The organism is Kitasatospora sp. SC0581, from assembly GCF_048159585.1.
Lineage (GTDB): Bacteria > Actinomycetota > Actinomycetes > Streptomycetales > Streptomycetaceae > Kitasatospora.
This window is the reverse complement of sequence record NZ_JBLRWA010000022.1, coordinates 1-22,002: the sequence shown is the minus strand read 5'-3', so window position 1 is coordinate 22,002 and position 22,002 is coordinate 1. Positions and strand designations below refer to the sequence as shown.

20 protein-coding genes are annotated in these 22,002 nt (G+C 72.3%); 16 read left to right on the top strand and 4 right to left on the bottom strand.

Annotation, left to right across the window (positions count from 1 at the left end; all coding sequences use genetic code 11):
* Nucleotides 1-26 precede the first annotated feature (26 nt).
* On the top strand, nucleotides 27-401 hold the full coding sequence (locus ACLWS4_RS26950) for a hypothetical protein (RefSeq protein ID WP_416875456.1): 375 nt from the start codon (nucleotides 27-29) through the stop codon (nucleotides 399-401).
* 115 nt (nucleotides 402-516) lie between these two features.
* On the opposite strand, the gene ACLWS4_RS26945 is transcribed toward ACLWS4_RS26950, so the two are convergent.
* Entirely contained in the window at nucleotides 517-1,782 is a 1,266-nt protein-coding gene (locus ACLWS4_RS26945; RefSeq protein ID WP_416875455.1) for a helix-turn-helix transcriptional regulator, read from the bottom strand.
* 157 nt (nucleotides 1,783-1,939) lie between these two features.
* Here ACLWS4_RS26945 and ACLWS4_RS26940 point away from each other — a divergent pair, with 157 nt between their 5' ends.
* The 4 genes from ACLWS4_RS26940 to ACLWS4_RS26925 all read left to right on the top strand — a co-directional run bounded on the left by ACLWS4_RS26940 (nucleotide 1,940) and on the right by ACLWS4_RS26925 (nucleotide 6,731).
* Nucleotides 1,940-2,068 carry a lasso RiPP family leader peptide-containing protein gene (locus tag ACLWS4_RS26940; protein ID WP_416875454.1) on the top strand — a complete coding sequence of 43 codons (129 nt, stop codon included), beginning with the start codon at nucleotides 1,940-1,942 and terminating at the stop codon, nucleotides 2,066-2,068.
* Between the two features lie 93 nt (nucleotides 2,069-2,161).
* On the top strand, nucleotides 2,162-4,027 hold the full coding sequence (locus ACLWS4_RS26935) for an asparagine synthase-related protein (RefSeq protein WP_416875453.1): 1,866 nt from the start codon (nucleotides 2,162-2,164) through the stop codon (nucleotides 4,025-4,027).
* On the top strand, nucleotides 4,021-4,743 hold the full coding sequence (locus ACLWS4_RS26930; RefSeq protein ID WP_416875452.1) for a lasso peptide biosynthesis B2 protein: 723 nt from the start codon (nucleotides 4,021-4,023) through the stop codon (nucleotides 4,741-4,743). Before ACLWS4_RS26935 ends, ACLWS4_RS26930 begins: the two co-directional genes overlap by 7 nt.
* Before the next feature lie 56 nt (nucleotides 4,744-4,799).
* Complete coding sequence (locus ACLWS4_RS26925; RefSeq protein WP_416875451.1) at nucleotides 4,800-6,731, top strand: ATP-binding cassette domain-containing protein; 1,932 nt, start codon at nucleotides 4,800-4,802, stop codon at nucleotides 6,729-6,731.
* A 111-nt stretch (nucleotides 6,732-6,842) separates the two neighbouring features.
* Here ACLWS4_RS26925 and ACLWS4_RS26920 read toward each other — a convergent pair whose 3' ends face one another.
* Nucleotides 6,843-8,837 carry a tyrosine-type recombinase/integrase gene (locus ACLWS4_RS26920; RefSeq protein ID WP_416875450.1) on the bottom strand — a complete coding sequence of 665 codons (1,995 nt, stop codon included), beginning with the start codon at nucleotides 8,835-8,837 and terminating at the stop codon, nucleotides 6,843-6,845.
* Nucleotides 8,838-9,289: 452 nt separating this feature from the next.
* On the opposite strand from ACLWS4_RS26920, the gene ACLWS4_RS26915 reads away from it, so the two are divergent.
* From ACLWS4_RS26915 to ACLWS4_RS26900, 4 genes are all read left to right on the top strand, one after another.
* Nucleotides 9,290-9,514, top strand: coding sequence for a helix-turn-helix domain-containing protein (locus tag ACLWS4_RS26915; RefSeq protein WP_416875449.1), 225 nt, complete (start codon nucleotides 9,290-9,292; stop codon nucleotides 9,512-9,514).
* A gap of 75 nt (nucleotides 9,515-9,589) precedes the next feature.
* The gene (locus ACLWS4_RS26910) at nucleotides 9,590-10,735 is read left to right on the top strand and encodes a hypothetical protein (RefSeq protein ID WP_416875448.1); all 1,146 of its coding nucleotides are present in this window, start codon (nucleotides 9,590-9,592) and stop codon (nucleotides 10,733-10,735) included.
* Nucleotides 10,736-10,785: 50 nt separating this feature from the next.
* Nucleotides 10,786-11,010, top strand: coding sequence for a hypothetical protein (locus tag ACLWS4_RS26905; protein ID WP_416875447.1), 225 nt, complete (start codon nucleotides 10,786-10,788; stop codon nucleotides 11,008-11,010).
* A 69-nt stretch (nucleotides 11,011-11,079) separates the two neighbouring features.
* Complete coding sequence (locus ACLWS4_RS26900) at nucleotides 11,080-12,276, top strand: AAA family ATPase (protein WP_416875446.1); 1,197 nt, start codon at nucleotides 11,080-11,082, stop codon at nucleotides 12,274-12,276.
* Here ACLWS4_RS26900 and ACLWS4_RS26895 read toward each other — a convergent pair.
* Entirely contained in the window at nucleotides 12,270-12,719 is a 450-nt protein-coding gene (locus ACLWS4_RS26895; protein WP_416875445.1) for a hypothetical protein, read from the bottom strand. The genes ACLWS4_RS26900 and ACLWS4_RS26895 overlap by 7 nt on opposite strands.
* A gap of 184 nt (nucleotides 12,720-12,903) precedes the next feature.
* On the opposite strand from ACLWS4_RS26895, the gene ACLWS4_RS26890 reads away from it, so the two are divergent.
* The 6 genes from ACLWS4_RS26890 (at nucleotide 12,904) to ACLWS4_RS26865 (ending at nucleotide 20,286) form a co-directional block, all read left to right on the top strand.
* The gene (locus ACLWS4_RS26890; protein WP_416875444.1) at nucleotides 12,904-14,613 is read left to right on the top strand and encodes a hypothetical protein; all 1,710 of its coding nucleotides are present in this window, start codon (nucleotides 12,904-12,906) and stop codon (nucleotides 14,611-14,613) included.
* A 219-nt stretch (nucleotides 14,614-14,832) separates the two neighbouring features.
* On the top strand, nucleotides 14,833-16,695 hold the full coding sequence (locus tag ACLWS4_RS26885; protein ID WP_416875443.1) for a helix-turn-helix domain-containing protein: 1,863 nt from the start codon (nucleotides 14,833-14,835) through the stop codon (nucleotides 16,693-16,695).
* A gap of 608 nt (nucleotides 16,696-17,303) precedes the next feature.
* On the top strand, nucleotides 17,304-17,672 hold the full coding sequence (locus ACLWS4_RS26880; RefSeq protein WP_416875442.1) for a hypothetical protein: 369 nt from the start codon (nucleotides 17,304-17,306) through the stop codon (nucleotides 17,670-17,672).
* 26 nt (nucleotides 17,673-17,698) lie between these two features.
* Nucleotides 17,699-17,920, top strand: a complete 222-nt coding sequence (locus ACLWS4_RS26875; protein WP_416875441.1) for a hypothetical protein — start codon at nucleotides 17,699-17,701, stop codon at nucleotides 17,918-17,920.
* Nucleotides 17,921-17,928: 8 nt separating this feature from the next.
* The gene (locus ACLWS4_RS26870) at nucleotides 17,929-19,983 is read left to right on the top strand and encodes a phage portal protein (protein ID WP_416875440.1); all 2,055 of its coding nucleotides are present in this window, start codon (nucleotides 17,929-17,931) and stop codon (nucleotides 19,981-19,983) included.
* 60 nt (nucleotides 19,984-20,043) lie between these two features.
* Nucleotides 20,044-20,286 (top strand): hypothetical protein, encoded by a 243-nt coding sequence (locus tag ACLWS4_RS26865; protein WP_416875439.1) that lies wholly within the window; start codon nucleotides 20,044-20,046, stop codon nucleotides 20,284-20,286.
* Nucleotides 20,287-20,301: 15 nt separating this feature from the next.
* Here the strand turns inward: ACLWS4_RS26865 and ACLWS4_RS26860 are convergent, their stop codons facing one another.
* The gene (locus tag ACLWS4_RS26860; RefSeq protein ID WP_416875438.1) at nucleotides 20,302-21,114 is read right to left on the bottom strand and encodes a DUF6615 family protein; all 813 of its coding nucleotides are present in this window, start codon (nucleotides 21,112-21,114) and stop codon (nucleotides 20,302-20,304) included.
* 295 nt (nucleotides 21,115-21,409) lie between these two features.
* Here ACLWS4_RS26860 and ACLWS4_RS26855 point away from each other — a divergent pair.
* The coding region (locus ACLWS4_RS26855) for a hypothetical protein (RefSeq protein ID WP_416875437.1) at nucleotides 21,410-22,002 on the top strand (593 nt) is incomplete at its 3' end.

The following is a 22,002-nucleotide window of genomic DNA, read 5'->3' as shown; positions in this document are numbered from 1 at the left end:
ACCACCGAGAGAAACGAGAGCACCCCGTGGGATCCAGCTTCTACGTCAGCGCCGACCGCGAGCACGCCGGGCCGTGGGCCTTCACCGGCGAGCAGGTGAAGGAGATCATCCTGAGGCTCTGGCCGGACGCCACGGTGAGCAGCGCGTACGAAGGCTTCCTGGAGATCGTGGCGGACACCGGGACCGACCGGCCAGCGGAACTGTCGTTCAACCTCCGCCACGGCACGTTCGGCTTCGAGGACCGCGGGTCGCCCGCCGGGCCCCTGACCGTCATCTACGAAGTGGTGCGCGAACTCGCCCCGGAGGTGCCCGTCGTGTGGTGGATCGACTACGACGTGGACCCCCAGCCCCTCGACCTGACCGGAGGCCGCGAAGCGTTCATCGGCAGCTTCCCGGTATAGGTGAACCACGGCCCGAGTTGCCAGCGCGGAGGTCGGCGGCGTCTGGCAAGGGCCGATGCCCAGTCGGCTCCTTGGTCGACGGGGCAGCGGCTCGCAGGTAGTTCGGTCGACTGCTTCACGCTGCCGTTCGGGCGGCCTTGACACTCAGCAATAGCTTGTCGACGCCGACGACTGACCGGTGGTTGTGAAGCCGGTCGCTGATCTGAGCAACCTGGTCGATGCACCTGTTCGCACCGATCTGCCGGGCTGTCTCAAGTGCGCTGGACAGTACGGATGCGGCTTCCTCGACCTGGCCTTGATGAAGCAGAGCCTCGGCACGGTAGGTCTGGAACACGGCATATGTCTTCGAACGGGGCTTGGTGAGTAGGGACAGCCCGCGGTCGATGCGCTTCATGCCGGGTGCCTGTTCGCCGAGGTCGATGAGGCACCGGCCGCCGTCGATCTCGATGTCCGCTTCGCTCATCCACGCTGCCCAGCTCGGAGGGGCCTCAGCGCTGGTGCGGGCGAGTTCGGCTTCGGACTTGGTCAGGTGGTGCCGGCAGGACGCGGCTTCGCCGAGGGCCGCGTGGGCGCGGGCCTTGCGCAGGTGCAGGAGTGAGCGCACCGTCGCGTGCATGGGCCGGGCGAGTGCGCCTTCGAGCAGGCGCACGGACTCCTCGGCGTTGTTGGTCCAGAGTCCCTGGTAGGCGAAGTCGGCGACGATGCTGCTGATCATGTCGCGGTCGCCGGCGGCCTTGGCGTGCTTGAGCGCCTGGTTCCACAGCGCGCCGGCCTGGTCCTGGTTTCCGATGTCGAAGCGAGTCCAACCGCAGGTCTGCGCGAGTTGGCCGGCAAGCCGGTTCAGCGCCACACCGGTACGGGTGTCGTAGCGGGCGTTCTCCAGCAGGCCGGTGATGGTGGTGAGGCTGGAGTCGAGGAGGGGGACCACGTGCTGGCGTTCGACGGTCGGCATGGTGGTCAGCGGTAGTGCAGCGGTCCGCAGGTAGTGGACGGTCTCGGCGCCCACCAGCGGGCGTTCGGTGGCGGAGACCGGGGCCGCGGCGATCGCCGGCAGGGCGGCGGCCATCCCGGTGACGACAATGAAGTCCCGTCGGTTGAGCGACATGTTCCCCTCTTCCTCGTCGGGGTGGGGCAACCAGTTCGGCCAGGGGTGCGTCACCAACATAGCCTCGGGAACGTCGAACGCGTCCGCCAGCAGGATCTGGGACTCCCACGTCGGGCGCTTCTTGTCTAATTCCCAGTCAGATATGAGCTGGCGCGTGCATCCTGAGCGCCGATCGCGCCGATTCGCTGCATCTCTCATTCGACTGGCCAGGTCCGCGCCGCTCCAGCCGTACATCTCCCGGGCCACCCGCAGGCGCCGCCCTCCTGGATCAGCCATTCGACCATGAGAGCACCACACCGCCCGACATCACAACCAGTAGACCGTATGACAGCAGAGTGACACCAAACGTCTTTTCGGATGGGCGAGTTGGCGGCAGTCTCTTCCTCAGCCGGCCACCGAGCCGGACGTGGAGAATCCCCCTGCGGAGGCAGAGATGGACATCGTGATCAAGGACACCGCCGAGTACGTGACGCCGGCGCTGGACGAGCTGGGCACCGTCGTCGAGGTCACCCTCGGCTCCGCCGGCGCCAACAGCGCCGACGACACCCAGTACTGGCAGTAAGACCTACGGCGGGTGCCCGCAACTGCCGCGCGCTATGCGGCGGTTGCGGGCACCCGCTTGCTGCATACCCATCGAGCCGAGGGAGGGCACAGCATGGCCGTGATGCGGTACGTGACGGGGGCTTTCGACACCGGGCAGCAGGACCCCGCACAGGTTGGCTGGAAACCGCGCGGCGGAGCTGAGGTCCCCGTCACCCGCGCGCTGGGGACGGTGTGGGCCGTCGGCTTCGAGGACTGGGAGACCTCCGTCGAGGCCGCCCCGGACGGTCGGGCCGAGCTGGTGACGGTCGGCTGCTGCCTGGCGGCCGACGCCGAGCGCAGCGAGGCCCTGGCGCAGACCGGCGCGGGCCGCTGGCACCGCGCGGCCCGCCTGCCCGGCAGCTACCTGGCCGTGGTCCGCGACGGCGAGCGGGTCTACCTCGCCGGGGACCGGGCCGCCACGGTGGTGGTGCACTGGCTGCTGGACGGCGGCACCGTGCTGTGGTCCACCTCGGCGGTCGCGCTGGCCGCCTACCGGCAGTGCGAACCGGACCTCGCCCGGGCGCTGGCCGCGTTCGCCGTGCGCGGCGTCGACCTGCTCGGCGAGCACAGCTGCTTCACCGGCGTGAACCGGGTGCCGCCCGGCCAGGCGCTCGTCCTGGAGCCCGGCCGGGCGCCGCGCACCGAGCCGCTGCCCTCGGCGGGGCCGTTGGACTTCATGGCCGGCGCCGGGCTGCTGGAGGAGCGGCTGACCGTCGCGGTCGAGCGCCGCGCGCTTCTCCCGGGCCGCCTGTCTGCCGACCTGTCGGGCGGGATCGACTCCAGCACGCTGACGGCGCTGGCCGCGCAGTTCACCGACCTGCTGGCCGTCACCTACACCGACCGCCACATGCAGGACGAGGACGACGGCGTGTACGCCCGCCGGATCGCTGCGGACTACCCGGCCATCACCCACCGGATCGTCCACGGCGACACGGAGCAGGTCCGCCAGTTCGACGGCCTCACCGGCCTGCTGCCGGTCACCGACAGCCCGTCCCTCAGCGTGGGCGTGCTGGCCGTCAAGGGCGCCCAGCTCGCCCCGGTCCGCGCCTGGGAGAGCGGGGCGCACCTGACCGGTCGCGGTGGGGACGACGTCCTGGACGCCGTCCCCACGGCCGTGCTCGACCTCTACCGCACCGGCCGCCGCGTCGAGGCCGGCCGCCGTCTGGCCGCGTTCGCCCGGGAACGCCGCTGTTCCACGGCCGCCGTGCTGCGCCAGGCCCACACGACGCTGCGCACCCCGTACGGCCGTGCCCTCGACGCGCTGGCCGACACGATCTGCGGCCGCGCGCCGTTGGACCGCAGCCAGCTCGTCGCGCCCTGGGAGTCGCTGTCCTGGTGTGGAACGCTGCCGGCCGCCGCGTGGCTGACCCGCGACGGCCGCGCCCAGGTCGCCGCCCTGCTCGCCCCGCCGCCCGGTTCCGAGACCGGCCCGGCGCAGCTGCATGAGCGGCTGTTCCTGGAGCGGATGGGCGAGGAGCACGCCACCTACGACCAGATCGCCCGCCAGCTGTTCCAGGTGCCCATCCACGCCCCCTACCTGGACAACCAGGTGGTGGACGTCTGCCACGGCGTACCCGGCTGGCAGCGGCGCGTCCCGTCCGACTTCAAGCCGCTCGCGCGGGCCGCGTTCACCGGTCGCGTCCCCGGCTACCTGCTGGGGCGCCGCACCAAGACCGCGATGACCCGCACCGTCACGACCGGGATGCGCGCCAACGCCCCGATCATCCGGGCGCTGTTCAACACCTCTCTGCTGGCCGGGGCCGGACTCATCGACCCGCGCTCGGCCCGCACGGCGCTGGAGGCCGCGCTGCGCGGGGAGCCGGCCGCGCTGGCCTGCCTGCACTACCTCATCGCCACCGAGCTGTGGCTCGCCACCATCCCGACCGGCCGGGACACCTGGTGGGAACCGAACGAGGAACACGAGGAGATCACGTGGTGACGCCGACCGGCGCGGTCCACTCCTGCACCAGTGCCTGGGGCACCGCTCTGATGGACACCCGCCGAGGCGCCGGCACGTGGCGCTTCCTCGACCCGGTCGGCGCCGACCTGTGGCGGGCGGTCACCAGCGGGGTGCCCGCCGAGCAGGCCATCGACCAGCTCGCCGCGCACTGGCAGCAGCGTGGCCAGGACCCCGACACCGTCCGGGCCGACCTCGCCGCCGTGCTGGCCGCCCTCCGGAAGGCCGACCTCCTCACCCCGGCCGACCGGCCCGCCGAGGCGGACGACGCCGAGCCGACGGTGCACTTCGCCGCCCCCGTCCCCACCGGCCTGGGCCTGCGCCTGGCCGCGCCGGTGGCACTGGCGGCCGCGCTGGTGCTGCTGCGCCTGCCGATCCGGTACGGCGTCGCCGCCGCCCGCCGCACCGCCACGCTGCCGGCTCGCCCGGCCACCGTCGCGCAGGCGCAGGCCGCGCACCACGCGGTGCGGCGGGCGGCGCGCTGGTGGCCGGGCCGGGTGGCCTGCCTGGAGGAGTCGCTGGCCGCGTTCCTGACCGGCGTGCTCACCGGCCGCCGGGTGCGCTGGGTCCTCGGCGCCACGTTCCTGCCCCGCGGCGCCCACGCCTGGACCGAGGCGCACGGCGAGATCATCGGCCAGGAACCGGCCGACCGGGTGTGGCACTACCTGCCGGTCCTCCAAGTCGGCCCGACCGCTTGAGAATTCGCCACCCCGCAGACCCGTTACACCCGTTCGGGTGAATCGTTGGCCCCGGCATGACGACCACCCGACAGCCCGAGGCCGGCCCCGGCCAGCGACGCTCTCTGTTCCGTACGCGCCGTCCCGACCTCGCCGACCAGGCGCTCCCGCAGTACAGCGTCGCCGCCGAGCGGCACGACAGCGCCGGCACCGACGGCCTCGCCACCGTCCTGCGGCGCCTGCCGCACCTGTGCGCCATCGTGATCCGGCTCGCGTGGCAGGCCGACCGGCGCGCGGTCAAGCTTCTGGCCGCCTTGCTGCTCCTCGGCGGGATCCTCACCGCGACCACGCTCTACGCCACCCGGGGCGCCCTGATCCCGCTGTTCACCACCGGCGCGCTGGACGAGCGGCTGCGAGGCGCCGCCCCGGCCCTCGTGCTGATCGCCGCCGTCGGCATCGCCCGCTCGCTCGCGGCCGCGGGCACCACCGCCGTCACCGCCCGGATCGGGCCCCGCGTGGACGGCCTGGCCGAGATGCGCTACCTGGACGCCGCCACCCGCGTCCCGCTCGCGGCCTACGACGACCCCGACTGGTGCAACCACGCCGAAGCCGCGAACAGGGCCAGCAAGGACACCCGGCTGATGGTCGACTCGATCGCCGCCACCGCCGCCGGCCTGCTCGGGCTGCTCGCCGCCGTCGGCATCCTCGCCGCCCTCCACCCGCTGCTCGTCCCGCTGCTGCTCCTGGCGGTCCTGCCCCGTGGCGCGGCCGCGGTGCGCGCCGCCCGCGCCGAGCACCTGGCCGAGCGGCACACCCTGGCCGACCGGCGCCTTCGGCACACGCTGATGTACCACACCGCCGGGCGGCCGACCGCGCTCGACGTGCGCGCCAACACCATGCGCCCGTGGCTGCTGCGCGAGTTCGGGACGCTCGTGGACCGGCTCGACCAGCACGCCCGCCGCATGGGCGCCACCACCGCCCGCTACCAGCTCACCGGCGACGCACTCGCCGGCGGCGCGATGCTCCTGGTGTACGGGACGCTGCTGTGGCTGGTGGTCGCCGGCCAGGTCCCGCTCGCCGCCGCCGGGACCGCGGTCGTCGCCGTCCAGACCAGCCGAATCCTGCTGGCCAGCCTGGTCGCCGGCCTCAACACCACCTACAGGGTGGGCCTGTATCTCGGGGACTGGGAGGACTTCATCCACGACGCCGAGGAGAGGGCCCGCCCCCTCCTGGAACCGGTCGACGTGCCGCTCGACCCGCAGGTGATCCGCGCCGAAAATGTCACCTTCTCCTACAACGGCGCCGCGACTCCGGCGCTGCGCGACGTGAGCGTGACGGTCCGCCAGGGCGAGGTGCTGGCGATCGTGGGCGCCAACGGGTCGGGCAAGTCCACCCTGGCGAAGGTGCTGGTGGGGCTCTACCACCCGGCCGAGGGCGCCGTCACCTGGGACGGCGTGGACCTGGCCGCCGCGCCACCGGAGCAGATCTGGGCCCGGCTGGCGATCCTGCCCCAGGACATCGCCCGGTGGCAGACCGACGCCCGCCAGAACATCACCCTCGGCACCGACCACGACGACGACGCGATCCTCGCCGCCGCCGCGCAGGCCGGCGCGGACGAAGTACTCGCCGGCCTCCCGGACGGCCTGGACACCAACCTCGCCCCCTCCTACTGGTCCGGGAGGGACCTGTCCCCCGGCCAGTGGCAGCGCCTCGCCGCCGCCCGCGCGTTCCTGCGTGCCGACGCCCCCGTGCTGGTCTGCGACGAACCGACCTCCGCCCTCGACCCGCTCGCCGAGGAGGCGATGTACGAGCGGATCCGGCGCCTGGCCAAGGGACGTACCGTCATCCTGATCACCCACCGGCTCGGCTCCACCCGCACCGCCGACCGGATCATCGTCCTGAACAAGGGCACCATCACGGAGGAAGGCACCCACGAGACGCTGCTCGCGGCCGACGGCGGCTACGCGGCGATGTGGCGCACCCAGGCGCAGACATACGGCGACCGGTGAACGCACCATCCCCGGTGGCTCGTTCGGTACGTCGGGCAGCCGGGGATGGTGGGACGGGCAGTGTCACCCGGCGGTCGGCGTTCCGGGCCGTCGGCTGGGTGCCACGACGACTTACCCCAGAGGGTGGTCGTCGTCGGCCTCGGGAGCGCTGGCGGGCCGTAGCTGTCCGGCCTGCTCCAGGGCCTGCTCGAAGGCGGTCTTGACCGCCTTCTCGTCCGTGCCGCAGGCCACGACTTCGATGGTGCCTCGCAGGCCGTGACGTAGCTGTACGGAGCTGACGGCGGCCTGGTCGGTGTACAGGTCGCGTTCGAACTCGAAGCAGGGCTGCCCGATGAGCGGCAGTTGGTAGATCACCGAGCCGGTGTGCCGGTCGACGCCGGCTACGGCGGAGTGCAGGTGTTGGTGCCGAGGCTGGCGTTCCCAGAGCACTCCCCGGCCGGACCAGCGGGTGCGCTTCTTCGGCATCGTCGCAGGGCGTTCCCTCAGTCCGGGGTAGCCGTGGACCAGGAGCTCGTTCCACAGGTCCACGATGGCCTGCGCGTCCTCGGCGTTGGTCATGGCGACCTCGATCCCGCCGAGCACAAGCAGGTACACCAGCGGGGCGCTGGTGCTGCTTCGGGATTTCACCGGGACAAGGGCGGCGGCCTTCTCGGCGCTCTCGCGGTCCAGGGACGGCAGGACGGAGGTGTAGGTGTCGGCGGTCAGCACGTACGTGGCGTGGCCGAGTACCTCCTGCACGACCTTGAGGTCCGCGCCGGCGCCGAGCAGCAGGGTCGCCGCGAGGTGCCGCAGGTCGTGCAGGCGTACGGGCGGCAGGCCCAGCTTGGTGCACAGCAGCTCGAACCGGTCGGTCAGGTAGTCCGGGTTGATCTCGGTGCCGTCCTCTCGGACGAACACGTTGACGGTCACGGGCCACGGCCGTCCGGCCTCGGCCGCGTCGCGGCGGGCCTCGGCCATGCGGTCGCGGTGGTCCCGCAGTTCCTGGAGGGTGTGGCTGTCGAGGGCGAGCGTGCGCTCGCTGTCGGCCTTCGGCTTCTTCCCGAGGGGCTTGCCCTTGACCGTGACCACCTGCCAGTCGACGGTGATGACCGCCGCCTCGAGGTTGGCCTTCGGCCACTCGAAGCCGGCGCCCTCGCCTCGGCGCAGCCCTCGGAAGATCGCCAGGTGCCAGAACGCGCGCAGCCAGTCGTGCTCGATGCCGTCGAGGAACATCCCGGCCTGCTCCGGGGTCCACACCATCACCTTCGACGGCTTCTCGCCTGTGCGTCGCCACTCCTCGACGCGCTCCGGCGTCCACAGCAGCGCCTTCGGCCGCTTGCCGGAGGGCAGGTCGACCAGGCTCGCCCAGTTCCGGCTGACCTGGCCCTTCTTGACCGCCGCCGTGAGGGCGGAGCGCAGGGTGGCGCGGATGCGCTGCATGGTCGCCGGGGCGACGATGCGCATCTGGGCGTGGGGCTCGCGCTTGGGTATCTCCGGCGCGGGCACCGGCGGAGGCGGGGCGTTCCTCTTCGGGCGGCCCGGCTTGCGCCCGTACAAGGCCTTCCACTCCGCGTACTCGGCGCGGGCCTTGGCGATCAGCGCCAGCTCGTAGGCGATGATGACGTTGCGGGCCTGGATCGCGTCGACCATGTCGGTGATCGGCTCGGCGGTCAGGTCCTCCAGCTTGATGTGGCCGAGCGCGGGGATCAGGTAGATCCGGATGTGGCTCTCATAGGAGCTGACGGTCGTCGGCTCCAGGGTCCTGCGGTCATTCAGCCACTTCGTCAGGTACTGCGCCACGGTGGTGCGATGGTCGATCACCTCGCCGCGGTCAACCTTCGCAATGACCTTGTTCAGGGCGGCCACGGCGGCGTCCTTGTCCGGGTAGCCGCCCTTGCGGTCCCGGTTCGGCTTGCCGTCGGGGCCGGGCTTGAGCTTGAGGTAGTACCACCACGTGCCGTGGGCCTTCTTGCCTTTCAGCTTCGGGCAGCGGGCGCCGAGTTCGCGCATCTTCGGCTTTCCGCCGGCGTCCAGGACGGGCTGCCTGTTCTCGTCCAGGACGGGCTCGCGGCAGGTGCAGCGGCGGTACACCGACCCGGGAGTGTCGTTCTTCTCGCGCTCGCTCATCTCTCTCAATCGGCCCTCAGGCCCCGTTGGTTGGGGCGACGGTCGCGGCATGCCCACAGTCACCAAAACCGTGCTGGTCAGGGCACAGACCGGTGTGGCGGTGGGGAGTTGGCCGTGACCGTACGGCCCACGGCGGCGTTGGGTCGCGCCGAGGCTGGACAGGGTCAGCCGCGTGGCCGCCGACATGGACGGGCGTGGACCGGGGTAGACGAGGAGGAAGCCGGGATGCCGCCGTCGTGCGGTCGTTGCCCTGGTATCGGGTGGTCGAAGACGGTCGGCCCGAGCGGTATGGAATCCCCCGGAAAGGCCGCCATTCGCGGCTCGCATGAGCGCTGACCTGCACGGATGTGGCCTTCGGTGTACCGGCGCAGCCGGTGCGGCACATACGAGAACTGCCCGCACCGGCCGTGGACGGCGGGACGGTAGGGCCCGGCGCAGACCACAGTGCGGGCATGACGACGAGCCCCGTTCCCGCCCTTCCTGACCCGCAGGTCCAGCCGACGATGACCGTGCCCGAGGCCGGCCGCATCTTCGGCCTTGAGCGCGCTGCCAGCTACAACGCCGCCCGGCGCGGCGACATCCCGACGATCACGGTCGGCCGTCGCGTGCTCGTGCCGACCGCGAAGCTGCGCGTTCTCCTGGGCCTTGATGCCCCGGCCACCGACACCGCCGCCTGAGCGCCGGCGCCTCGCCCTGATCGCCGTGCCGGCCTGCGGACCCGGCACCCCACACCTTGGTAGGAGACCACCGGCATGCCCTGGTTCGCCGTCGGCGACAGTACGGACGACCACCCCAAGATCCTCGCGGCAGGCAACGCGGCCACCGGGCTGTGGGTGCGCTGCGGCGCCTACGCCAGCGCCCACCTGACCGACGGGGTGATCCCCGGAGCGGTCGCGGTGAAGAACGGCACCAACACCCAGATCGCCAAACTGCTCGCCTCCGGGCTGTGGCACGAGGCCGGGCACGCGTGCGCGCGCTGCCCTCAGCCCCGGCGCGGCGACTACGTGATGCACGGCTACCTGGACGCCAACCCGAGCCGCCGCCAGGTCCAGGAACGGCGCCGGCGCGCGGCGGAGAAGAAGCGCCAGCAGCGCAACCCGCCGTCGAACGGCGACGATTCCGCTGACGACCAGGGGCCAAATTGTGCCCCGCCCGGAGAGGAGTACGCAGGCCAGCCGCCCGCGTCCCCGGGGGACGCCCCGCGTCCTCGTACGCGCCCGGCCCCTCCCCGCCCCTCCCGCAGGGAGGGGGCTGGTGTGGGTGGGGAAGGTGCAGGTGGGTGGGGGCCGGCGGCACGCCGCCTCCCCCTGCCCGATGGCTTCCGGCCGGACGCCGAGGCTCTGGCGTGGGCGGCGGCCGACGGGCACCTGGACCGCCTCGGCGGCCCGGCCGGGCTGGCGGCCGTGACGGCGGCGTTCACGGACTGGCACCGGGGCCGCGCCACCCTCGGCGCGGACTGGCAGGCCCTGTGGCGCAAGTGGGTGCGCGAGCAGCGGGAGCAGCCCGGACTTCCGGCGCCGGACCGCCCGGCCCGGCCCGGCCGTCGGACGGCACGCCGGAAGCCGGCCCCCGCGGCGCACGTGAGCGTCGCGGACCGGTTCGCCTCGATCGAGACCGCGATCGCGCGCGACCAGGACGCCGAGCCCGCCGCCGACCGGCCGCTGACGCTGCTGCCCGACGTGCCGGGTGGTGGCGCCCGGACTGCCCGTGCGGCACCGATGCCGGGGCAGCGGCCGCTCATGGCCGCGCTGCCCGGAGGCCGCGCGGCTGATCCCGACCCGCTGCAAGTGCTGGAGGCGATCGCCGGCCACGGCCAGGCCCACGCTGTCGCCCTGTTCGGCTGGCGGGCGGTGGCGGCCCTCCTCGTCGGCGACACCGCGTCAGCCGAAGAGGCGTGAGCATGCTGCCGACGCGAGGCCTCGCCCGGTGCCGCCGGTGCGGTACGTCCGTGCACTGGACCATCACCGCCGCCGGCGCGCGGCTGGCCGTCGACCAGGGCCCGAGCGCGCTGGGCAACACCGCGATCTACCGCGACGGCACCGGCACCATCCGCTCGCGAAGACCGACAGCGGACCTGCCGCTGCTGCCATACGAGCGGCTGCACCTGCCGCACGCGGCCACCTGCATCGCGCGGTCGCCCGAGAGCAACCCTTCGCGCCGTCACGAGTCTTGACGGTAGGGGAACGAACCGGCCTGCAAGTCCGGCAGGCCGGTCGAGAACAGAACGACGGAGGAAGGGCGCGTGGCACAGGAGTACGAGACGGTGCTGGCAGCGCTGCGCCGTTGGGGAAACGTCCGGCCGACCGATGGGGGCTGGCTGGCGCGCTGCCCCGCGCACGACGACCGGCAGGGCTCCCTGCTGGTACTCGCGGCCGGGGACGGGCGGGTGGAGCTGGACTGCCTGGCCGACGGGTGCGAGACGCAGGACATTGCGGCGGCGCTGCGGCTGGGCCCGGAGTACGTGGTGGTCGCGCCGCCGGCGTTCGATGACGGCCCCGGCTGGATCTGGCCCGGGTACGTGCCGTCGGCGGGCCTGATCCTGATCGACGGCGAGGACGGCGTCAGCACCCTGGCGGTGGCCTTGGACATCGCGGTGCGGGCGGCGACGGGGGCGGCCCTGCCCGACGGACAGCAGCCCCAGTCGGCGCGCACCGTGCTGGTGCTCGCATCGCCGCAGACAGCGGACCGGGCGGTGGAACTCCTGGCGGCCTGCGGGCCGGGCAGCGAGCGGGTCGACGTGGCCCCCGTGCTGGGCGGCCGTGGTGGGCGGCGAGGCCTGCGCCTGCCCGGCGACGCCGACCAGATGGAGCACCTCCTGCGCGAGCGCCGGCCCGACCTCGTGGTGGTGGACCTCATGACGGTCTGCCCGTACCGGGTGCCCGTCGAGAAGGCCATGCGGGCGCTCGCGGAACTCGCGCAGCGCGTCGGCACGGCCGTCCTGGCGGTCCGCGACGCCTCGAAGCGCGCGGGCTGGTCGTCCACGCGCAGGGCGATGGAGGCGGCGCAGTCCTCGTACGTGGCCGCGGTGCACATGGCTGTCCATGGGGTGGAGGGGGCGATGGCGCTGGTGCCGGTGGCCAGCAGCGGGTGGGCGGTCATGGGCGGCTTGCAGTTCCACCAGGCGGGCCGGGCCCGGCCCGTCGCGTGGAGCAGCCGCTCCGCGCGCGGCCGCGATGAGGCGATGACCGGTGCGGACCTGTCGCGGCGGCGCCCGGCGAGCACCAGCGCCTACAGGCTCCTGGCCCGCATGCTGGCGGCCGGCCCGGCACCGGCCCGGGACGTGCTGGCGGCTGCGGCAGCTGTCGGGCTCGCCCCGCGCACGGTGCAGCGGGCACGGCGCCAGCTCGGGGTGGTGGCGTCGAAGACCGCGCAGGGCTGGGTGTTGTCCCTGCCGGGCCGGGGCTCCTCGGGCAGAGGAGCCCCGGCGTCAGGTCAGTGACTCGGCTGAGGGCCGTACGGGGTGCTCGGGGCCGGGGAGGGGGCCGAGGTCGGGAGCAGGGTGGTGACGGCGGTCGGGGTCGGGGAAGGGGCCGAGACCGTCGGGGCGGTCACGACCTGCGTGGCGGTGACGGTCACGGTGACGGTCGGGGCGGGCTCGGTGATCGTGACCGCCGGGGCGGTGACGGTGACCGTGGCGGGCGTCTCGGGCAGGGTGATGGGGGCCGGGCTCGGGGAGTCGGCGGGGGCGGGGCAGACGGGCGCCGGGGAGAGGGCGGTCTGCGGGGCCACGGCGGGGGCGGTCGGGGCGGGGGCGGGGCTGAGGGTCACGGCCGCCTGGTTGGCCGGGGCGGTGGTCGGGTGGGTGCTGATGACCATGCCGGTGGTGAAGGCGGTGGTGAGGGCGAAGGCGACTGCCGCGTGCCGGGCGGTGATGCGGGCCATGGTTGGTCTCCTTGAGGTTGGGGCCGGGGGTTCGCGGTCCCCGGCTGGCGGTACCAGCCTCGCAGAAAAGTTGACACAGGTCTATAAAAAAGAGCAAGGTAAATTTACTGGGTAACGCTCGGCGCGACACCCGACCGCAGGTCCGGCACCGTGGCCTGCCGACCGACATGACCAGGAGGGCCACGTGACCAAGCCGCTGCCCGCGGTGCCCGCGCCCCGCCCCGGCAGGCTCGGCCGCCGCCTCTACGCGGACCTCTCCGCCTCGGCACCCGCCGTCCGCCGGCGCTTCTACGCCACCCTCGACACCGGCGACTGGGCGCAGGTCCTCGCAGCGGCCGACGCCGAGGCCGGAACCCCCTACGCCCTGTGGGCCGACGACCCGGTCGGCTTCGTCGAGGACGTGCTCGGCGAATCCCAGTGGAGCCGCCAGCGGGACATCCTGGAGGCCCTGGTCGACAACCGCCGCGTCGCCGTCCCGAGCTGCTTCGGCTCCGGCAAGACCCACATCGCCGCCCGCGCCGCCGTCTGGTCCTCCGTCGTCCACCCGCCCGGCACCGCCCTCACGGTCACCACCGCCACCCGGGCCCGCCAGGTCCAGCGCCAGATGTGGCCCCACATCCGCCAGATCGTCGCCCGCGCGGGCCTGCCCGGCGAAGTCGGCGTCGCCCAGTGGAAGATGCCCGACCGCCACGGCTCGGACACCGTGGTCGCCTACGGCTTCAGCGCCCCGCCGCACGACGAGTCCGCCGTCCAGGGCATCCACGCCCCCCGCCTGATGGTCATCGTGGACGAGGCCGGCGGCATCGGCCGGATCATCGGCGCCGCGATGCGCGGCCTGCTCACCGGCGAGCACACCCGTGCCCTGCTGATCGGCAACCCGCCCACCGACGACGAAGGCAGCTGGTTCGAGCAGACCTGCGCCGACCCCGCCGTGCGCGTGCTGCCGATCAGCGTCCACGACACCCCGCTGTTGTCCGGTGAACGCACCCGGCGCTGCCGTGCCTGCCCGCCCCAGGCCCCCGCCCACCTGCTCGCCACCCACCTCGTGGACCCCCAGTGGGTGGAAGAGGCCATCCGCGACCACGGCGAGGACGCGCCCTTCGTCCAGGCGAAGGTGCACGCGAGGTTCCCCCGCGGGGGCCAGGCCCGCGCCATCCCCTCCTCCTGGGTCGAGCGCGCCAGCGACAACCCCGAACCGGACGGCCCGGACTACGTCGCCCTCAACGCCCTCGGCCTGGACGGCGAGACCAGCGCCCACCGGGTGCGGCGAGGCGCCTGGGTCAGGCTCGGCGTCGACGTCGCCGCCGACGGAGGCGACGAGTTCGCCATCGCCCGGTCCGTCGGCGACCTGGTCGAGCTGCGCCACGCCACCGCCGGCCAGGACAACGCGGACGCCGTGGTCGTCGCCGGAGTCGTGCTGCGGGAGATCAAGGCCGCCCAGGACCTCGCCGCCGCGCTCGGCAGCACCGCCCCCGTACGCGTCAAGATCGACGGAGTCGGCATCGGCTGGGGTGTCGCCGGCCTGCTGGAAGCCTGGCGGCGCGAAGGCCTCCACTGCGCGGAGATCGTCACCGTGCTCGCCAGCGAGAGCACGGGCCGGGACGACGAAGCCGCCACGCTGCGTCCCTCCAACAAGCGGGACGAGATGTGGCTGGCGATGCGATCGCTGCTGTCCCCCCACGGGCAGGGCTCGCTGCGGCTGCGCATCGACCGCCGCACCCAGGCCCAGATGTCCGCCCCGAAGCTGGAAACCAACTCGGGCGGACGGACCGTCATCGAGTCCAAGAGGTCGATGCGGCGACGTGGGGTCAGCTCGCCCGACCGTGCCGAGGCGGTGTTGCTCGCCCCCTACGAGCCGCAAGTCGGTCGCCGCCGTGTCCGGGTGATTGCCTGACGAACAAGCAGCAAATGCCTGGTCTACGGGAGGCGAATTGGATGCCAATCCGACGGTAATGCACAGTCCAACTATTCCCGTTGACATGGGACATGGGCCGGGCTTTGATGGCAAGTCTTCCGGAACGCGGTCAGCCAGAACTGGTGGGGGTAGTCGCCAGTTTTGGCATGTCCGCGTTCTGTCGGTTGAGCGCGCGATAATCCATTAAGAGGGGGGACCATGCCATCGCTAAAGCGTCTCACCGGGATGCTCGAATTCGGATTGACGGAATTCCCGGACACGCCGCCACACGCATTGGCCCGCAACATCACCTCCGTGCGGCCCGTCCGCCCCGGGGACCGTCCTCGGGCATGCGGCGACCTCTCGACGACCCTCGCCATCGCAGACCTGGATCACTGGGCCCCGACCGACCCTGGTTTCGAAGAACTCGTGAGCCGCACCGCCGAAGCCGGCGTTGCCGCTCTGGTCGTCGTCTCCACCGCCGGCCGCGTACCCGCGGGACTCGCCGACGCCCTTCGGCACTTGCGCGTGCCGCTGCTCACCCTGCCCGCCACAACCTCGTGGGCCGATCTCGCGGATGCGGTGACCCGTGAGTGCGTGATCGACCTGCGCCACGGCGCCGAGTGGCGCGACTGGCTGCTCGGGCAGGCCCGTCCCGCGCCGGACGTCCGCCGCTCGGGCCGCATCGTGCGGTGGCTGGCCACCGAGACCGGCGGCCGGGTCGTGCTGATCGGACGGGACGGAGCTGTTGTCGCCATGGCTCCGCAGCGCTCGGCGGGCAAGCTCGCCCCGGTCGCCGACAAGATCCAGGAGATCGCGGCCGGCCGCATTGAGTCGGCAGCCCTCGAGAGCGACGGCGCCGAGGTGCGCCTCGTTGCCGTCGGCAGCACCCGCCCGCGCGCCGTCCTGGCCGTCGTCAGGGAGCCGCCCTTCGACCGTCACCTCCTCACCCAGGTCACAAACCGCACCGCTGACCTGCTCTCCCTCCACCTCGCGGTCGAAGACGCCGGCGCAGCGATCCAGAACCAGCAGGCGGCAGAGAGGGCACTGCGCGTCGCCATCCTGGAGTTGCTGATGACGGGCGAGGTTCTCAAGGCCCGCCGTACGGCAGCCCCGGTCTACCCGGGCCTGCTTGACGCGGCGGCCGCCCGGGTCTACATCCTGGAGGCCCCGCCAAGCGAGCGAGACCGCCTGTACGACGAGTGCCGGCGAGCCGTCGACAGGCTCTCCCTGGTCGTGCAGTGCCCCATCTACGAGGAGCACCTGGTCGTCGTCGCCCCGCAGCCGTGCACTGTCACGGACACCGACGACGAGATGGACACGGCGCTGCGCCGCCTGGTCGCGCTACGCCCCGACCGGTACCTCGGGGCCAGCGGGCTCCGGCTGATCGCCGAGACCGACCAGTCCCACCGGCATGCCCTGAGGGCCCTTGCCCGGGCCCGGATCGACCGCACCCGGACCGCGTACTACAGCTCGCAGGGGAGGCTGCCGGAACTGCTCAACCGGCTGTACCCGGGCTGGGCCACGGCCGTACTGCACCCGTTGCTCCGACAGGATCAAGCGGATCGAGACATGCTGCTCCAGGCGCTCACGCTCACGCTCCAGTCGTCGGTGAGAGCGGCTGCCGAGCTCACCGGTGTCCACCGCAACACCGTCGCGAACCGCGTGCGGGCCGCAGCGACCATCCTGGGGGTCGATCTCGAAGCCCTCCGCGACCGGGCGGTGGTGGCGGCCGCGTTGGAGGCGCTGTTCCTGGACGAGCACGTCGATGAGGGGATGCACGCTGGACCGGCGGACCTGCAGGACTATCTGGCCCACCCCGAAGCGCAGGCCTGGGGGCAGGACTTCCTCCAGGTCCTGACGGAGGAGCTGGTCGACACCCTGAAGGCGTGGGTGCTGGCCGACGGTGACACGGCCCGCATGGCCGGCGCCCTCGGGATCCACGCGCAGACCGTCCGCAAGCGGCTGCGCATCGCTTCCCGGTTCCTTCAGCGGGACCTGCTCGGCCAGTCCGCCGACGCGTACGACGTCGTGCTGGCGATCGCCGGTGAGTTCAACATCCCCCTGCCGCTGTCGCGTTGACGGCCCCACTCTTGCGTCGACTACGCTAAGTGATATGCGCTACTGTCGGTGTTCGCTGTGCAGCGGTGATACGCCTCCTGTGCAGTGGGCAGATTCCGCATCGGCCGCACACCATCTACGGTCGAGTAGGGGGGAGATCCCCAATCCGTAACTCTCGGAATGGAGGGGAAACTTGCGCACACCAGCCGTGCTGACTCGCCATCAGCACGCAAACCGGATCACGGAACGACGCGCTGCCGTACGCCGTCCAGGTGCTTGGGGGAGCACCGTCGGCGAAACGGGGGGGAGCGCAAACCCGATCTCGCGCGAGACCGCCCACGGGGCGACCGTCCTGCCCCGAGCCGAAGGCACGACGCCGGCGCACACGGTCCTCGGCCGACAGGTGCACCAGGCCCAAGCCGCCCAGCTGGAAAACGGCATACCCGTCTACCAGTACTGAGAACAACGCCCCTTCGGGTACCGCCCGAAGGCCGTACGGGCGCACAGAGCGCCGCGCCTGACCAACAAGACGGGGACCACCGGCACCACGGGCCCCGCGCAGAGACGAACAACCGCTGCTGCCGCCGGCGCCCACCCACACGGGCGCCTGCCGGCGAGGGGAGTGCAGCTTGAACACTGACAGCACGACGACCGACGACAGCAACACCGACCTCCACGAGTGGGTCATCGCCGCGTACGTCCCCGTGGACACGCAAGGCGCAGCCTACGCACGCCGCCGCGGCGTCTACCGCGTCCCGGCCACAACCAAGATCCGTTCCGCAGACGTGATGTGCATCCGCTGCCGCAGGCCCTACGACGAGGTCTGCGAAGAGCCGTGCGCCGGCTCCGACCCGATGCTGCACGGAGGGCCCATCGGTACCCGCAAGCGCCGTCCCGCTCCCGAGTACCGTCACCAGGTCGCCGCGGCCGAGAACTTCCGAAAGCCGGACCCAGGGGACGCCGGTAACCGGAAGCGGGAGCAGCCGCCGGGACGCTAGGCACCGAAGTGCCTAGCCTGCCTGCCGTGACCGTACCCAGCAGGCACCAGCCCCACCTGACCGACGACGTCGCGCACCTGACCGCACGCCGGGTGCGCGACATCGTCGCCGTCGTCTTACTCGCACTCGGCACCATCGGCCTCAACGTGGCCGCCTACACCACCGACCCGCGCCTCGGCCTCGCCTGCACCAGCCTGCTCGCGCTCTCGGCCGCCGCCGTCCTCGGCCACCACAACGAGCAGCAGTAGGAGAACGGATGCCCCGCCGCTGGTTCCCCACCCTGCGCCGCCCCGCGCCGGCCACGAAGTCCACTGCGGACTACACCCTCGGCTGGACGCCCGCAGGCGTGGACCGGGCCCGCCCGTGGTCCGTCGAACGGGCGGTGCGCGACGGCATGGAACGGGCGGTGTGGATCTACAAGGCCGTCGACACGATCTCCAACCACGCCGCCGACCGGCCGCTACGGGTCCGCCCGCGCAGCGGTACCTCCGACGAGCCGCTGCCTCCCCACGACGCGCACCCGCTCTACCGCGCGATGAACATCCGGTCCAACCCGGCCGAGGGCGCGTGGACGTTCAAGAAGCGGGTCAGCATGCAGCTTCTGCTGTCCAAGCGCGGGGTGTTCCTCGAGCCGACGTTCTCGCGCGGAGGCGATCTGCTGCGGATCGACCTGCTGCCGCCGGGCCGGACCCGGCCGGTGCCGTCCACCGGCAGCGACCTGATCTCGCACTTCGAGACCGTCACGATCACCGGCGAGCTGCGCCACCTCGACGTGGAACGTGTGCGGTGGATCCGAACCCCCCACCCGCTCGACCCCTACTCCGGCATCACCCCGCTGGAAGCCGCCGGCCTGAGCGCCGACCTCGACTTCTTCACCCGCCACTACAACCTGTCGTTCGTCAACAACGACGCCAGGCCCGGCGGCGTGATCGGCATCGACGGCGACATGGACGACGACGAACTGCGCCTGCTGCGCGCCAGGTTCGGCACCGGGCCGTCCGCGGCCGGCTCCTGGACAGTGCTGAACGGCGGCAACGTCACCGTCACCGACACCTCCGTCACACCCCGGGACATGGCCTACGAGACCGTCGCCGCCCTGTCCAAGATCGAGCTGCTCGCCGCGTTCGGCGTTCCGGAGTCCCAGCTCGGCAACGCGTCGGGCAGGACGTTCGACAACGCCCGGGCCGAGAAGACCACGTTCTGGGAGATCACCATGCCGCCGCACCTGCGGCTGATCGCCGACGCCTTCCAGGACGACGCCGGAGAAGACGCCGAGGTCTACTTCGACACCTCCGACATCGACGTGCTGCGCGAACCCCGCACCAAACGCCTGTCCGAAGCCCGCGAGGAAGTCGCCGCCGGCGTCCGCTCGATCCGCTCCTACGCCGAACTCGCCGGATACGCCGACGAGATCGATGACACCCCCGAGACCCGGGCCCTGTGGCTGGCCTCCGGCCGCACCGCCCTGCCCGCCCGCACGGCAGATGCCCCGGCCCTCGACACCACGACACCGCCCCCGGCGCCGGCCACGGGCAAGACCCTGAAACCCGCCTCCGACCTCGCCCTGGACGAGACCGCGGCCGACTCCCTCCGAGGCCGCCTGGACGACGCCCTCCAGACGCTCACCACCCGCTGGACGGAACGCACCGTCGCCCGGCTTCACTCCCCCCGCCACCGCAAGGGCACCCGGCACTGGGACGATCGAGGCACCACCACCGCCCACACCGGCGTCAAGGACCTGCCCGTCGACCAGGTGATCGACATCGCCACATGGCAGCAAGAGGCCGCCCAGGCCCTCCAGCCGCTCATCGAACAGGCCGCCACCACCGCCGCGACCGAGTTCCACGCTGCCCTCGGGTCGACCGGCACCCCCGCCGCCGTCTGGCCCACGATCGCCCCGCTGCTCACCGCCTGGCTCGCCAAGCAGGCCCAGGCCCTCGCCGACGACGTGGCCGAAGCCGACCAGGAGGGCAAGAGCCTGACGGGCATCGCCGAGGCCACCCGCGACTGGGGCCGCTCCCTCGCCACCTGGGCCACCGCCGTCGCCAGCCGCCTCGCCACCGCCACCATCGAGAGCGCCCGCGACCAGGCCGCCGCTGCCAGCTCCCGCACCGGGCTCGTCCGCCGCTGGATCGCCCACGACGACGGCCGCACCAGGCCCGACCACGACGCGGCCGACGGCCAGACCCAGCCCTACGGACAGCCCTTCACCATCGGCGAGGACCTGCTGCGCCACCCCGGCGACACCACCGCCCCGCCCGGGCAGGCTGTCAACTGCCGTTGCCGCCTTGCCTGGAGAATCGAACTCTGACCACCCGCCCGCCCCACAGGCCCCGACGACCGCGCCTGTCCCCCCGTGTGAGGATGAAGCATGACCACCGGAACACCGAGCGACCGCCAGCAGCTCAACGAGGACTGGCTGCGTAGCCGGCGCTGGGACATCCGCTACGCGAACGGCGAGCCCGTCACCACGCTCGATGGCCTCGCCGAGGTACTGCGCGTCGATCGGACGGAGGCGGCCCGCCGGGTCCTGACCCAGCCGTTCGGCAAGGCCGCCCCGCAGCAGCTGCGGGACGAAGCCGAGCAGGAGTCCGGCGACGACGCTTCGTCCTGATCCTCGGCCAGCCCTTCAGCCCAGATTGAAGAGGACAGCGCCTTCCGCGCGTCCGTCAGGTCCGATTGTGGGCTCCGGCCGCCGGATCATGTCGAGCACCCGGCCAGGGAGACGTTGGAGAGGCCTGTCCGTGAGGGTGTGAGCTCCGGCGTAGCGAGGCTCGCCGAAGATGCCGTTCACCCTCGCCGGGCTCGCCGACTCGTTGTCGAGCCTCATGGGGACAGGGGCGTTCGTCCCGGGAGGTTCGCCTGCGCGAGCGGTGGTCGCCAGGTCATCGAGCCCACGGGCATGAAGCTCGCGGGCCTCCTTGTACGTCGCCTCAAGCGACGAGAGGGCCGTTGGCGTGCGTCCGTCGCACAGCACCCGGTTCCACGGCATGCTTCTGTCGCGGACGAAGGCGGGCGAATCCGGGGCAGCGTGGACCGTGAAGGCCGACACGATCGTGCAGCCGAGGTGGCTTGTCTCGCCGGGGCCATGGGCACAGGCGACCGGCAACCCCTCCTCGACCCTCGGCACCCAGTTCCGATGGTTGTACAGCACATAGGCCGGGATGCAGTTGTTGTCGAGCGCATCCCGCACCAGCAGGTCACTTTGCCGCTGCCCCGGACGGGGGTGGTATTCGAGGCGGTACCCAGCACCACCGGGCATCGCCCGCTTCGCCTGGATACGCATGCCGAATCCGAGGTCGCTGGTGTGGAACCACCACTCCCAGTCGGCCCCGTTGACGGCCTCTTCACGGCCTGTGAAGGGCACGGTCGTTACCCGGTCGCTGTGGAGACGCTCAAGATCCGCCAGGTTCCAGACGGTGATCGCATCCTCGCGAGGCACGAACCGCTCCGGCCGGCGGAAGTGTTCGGTGTTGAGACGCTCCCATGTCCTCGTAGCACAACCACGCAGTGTCCGACAGAGCGAGCCGCGGTCCGTGTAGCCCGCAACCTGACGCGCGCCGCACTCTTGGCAGAACTTCGCTCTCTCCGAAACTGCGTCAAAGCAGTTCCCGCATGTCGGCACGCCCACCCCCTGGTCCTCCCGGCCGACCACAACGCTACCGGGCCGCAGCGACGCTAGGGCGCGCCGCTGACAGGGTGCGCTGCATCAAGCCGCCCCGCCACCGGAGGACCGTGTGGGCCACCCGACCCGAACCGTCCGGCTCGTCCGCCTGCGCCTGCGCTCGAAGAACCAGCCGTTCGAGGAACACCTGCACCCGCGGGACGGCCGAGGCCGGTTCGCTCACGGCCCCGGCGCGGGGCTCAACCCGTTGCTGGAGCGCATCCGGGCGGCCGCGAGCCGGCCGTCCCGGGCGCCGCGCTCCGAACCCCGCTTCGACGAGGAGCAGCACGGCCTGGTGTTCCGCGACGGGCAGAGCGAGCGTGTCGCCAAGGCGTACAAGGCGAACGTCGTGGAGGGGATCACCCGCGACCTGCGGGACATGCCGGACGAGACGTTGCTGCTGGAGCCCGACCGGGTCTGGCTCGACAAGGTGCGCTCGGGGGAGGCGCACGCGTACGAGGACCACGCGACCGGGATCGCCAACTCCGTTTGGCCGGGCGACTCCCCGGCGGACGCGTCCTGGACCCGCGTCGACGCGGACCGGGCCCGCGAGCTCCTGCGGCGCGACGCCGTTAACCAGGTGGTCGCGACCTGGGCGATGACCTCCAACGACGAAGACCCCGGGGCCCTCGCCCTCCAGGAGACCGCACGGGACGCCTTCGGCCT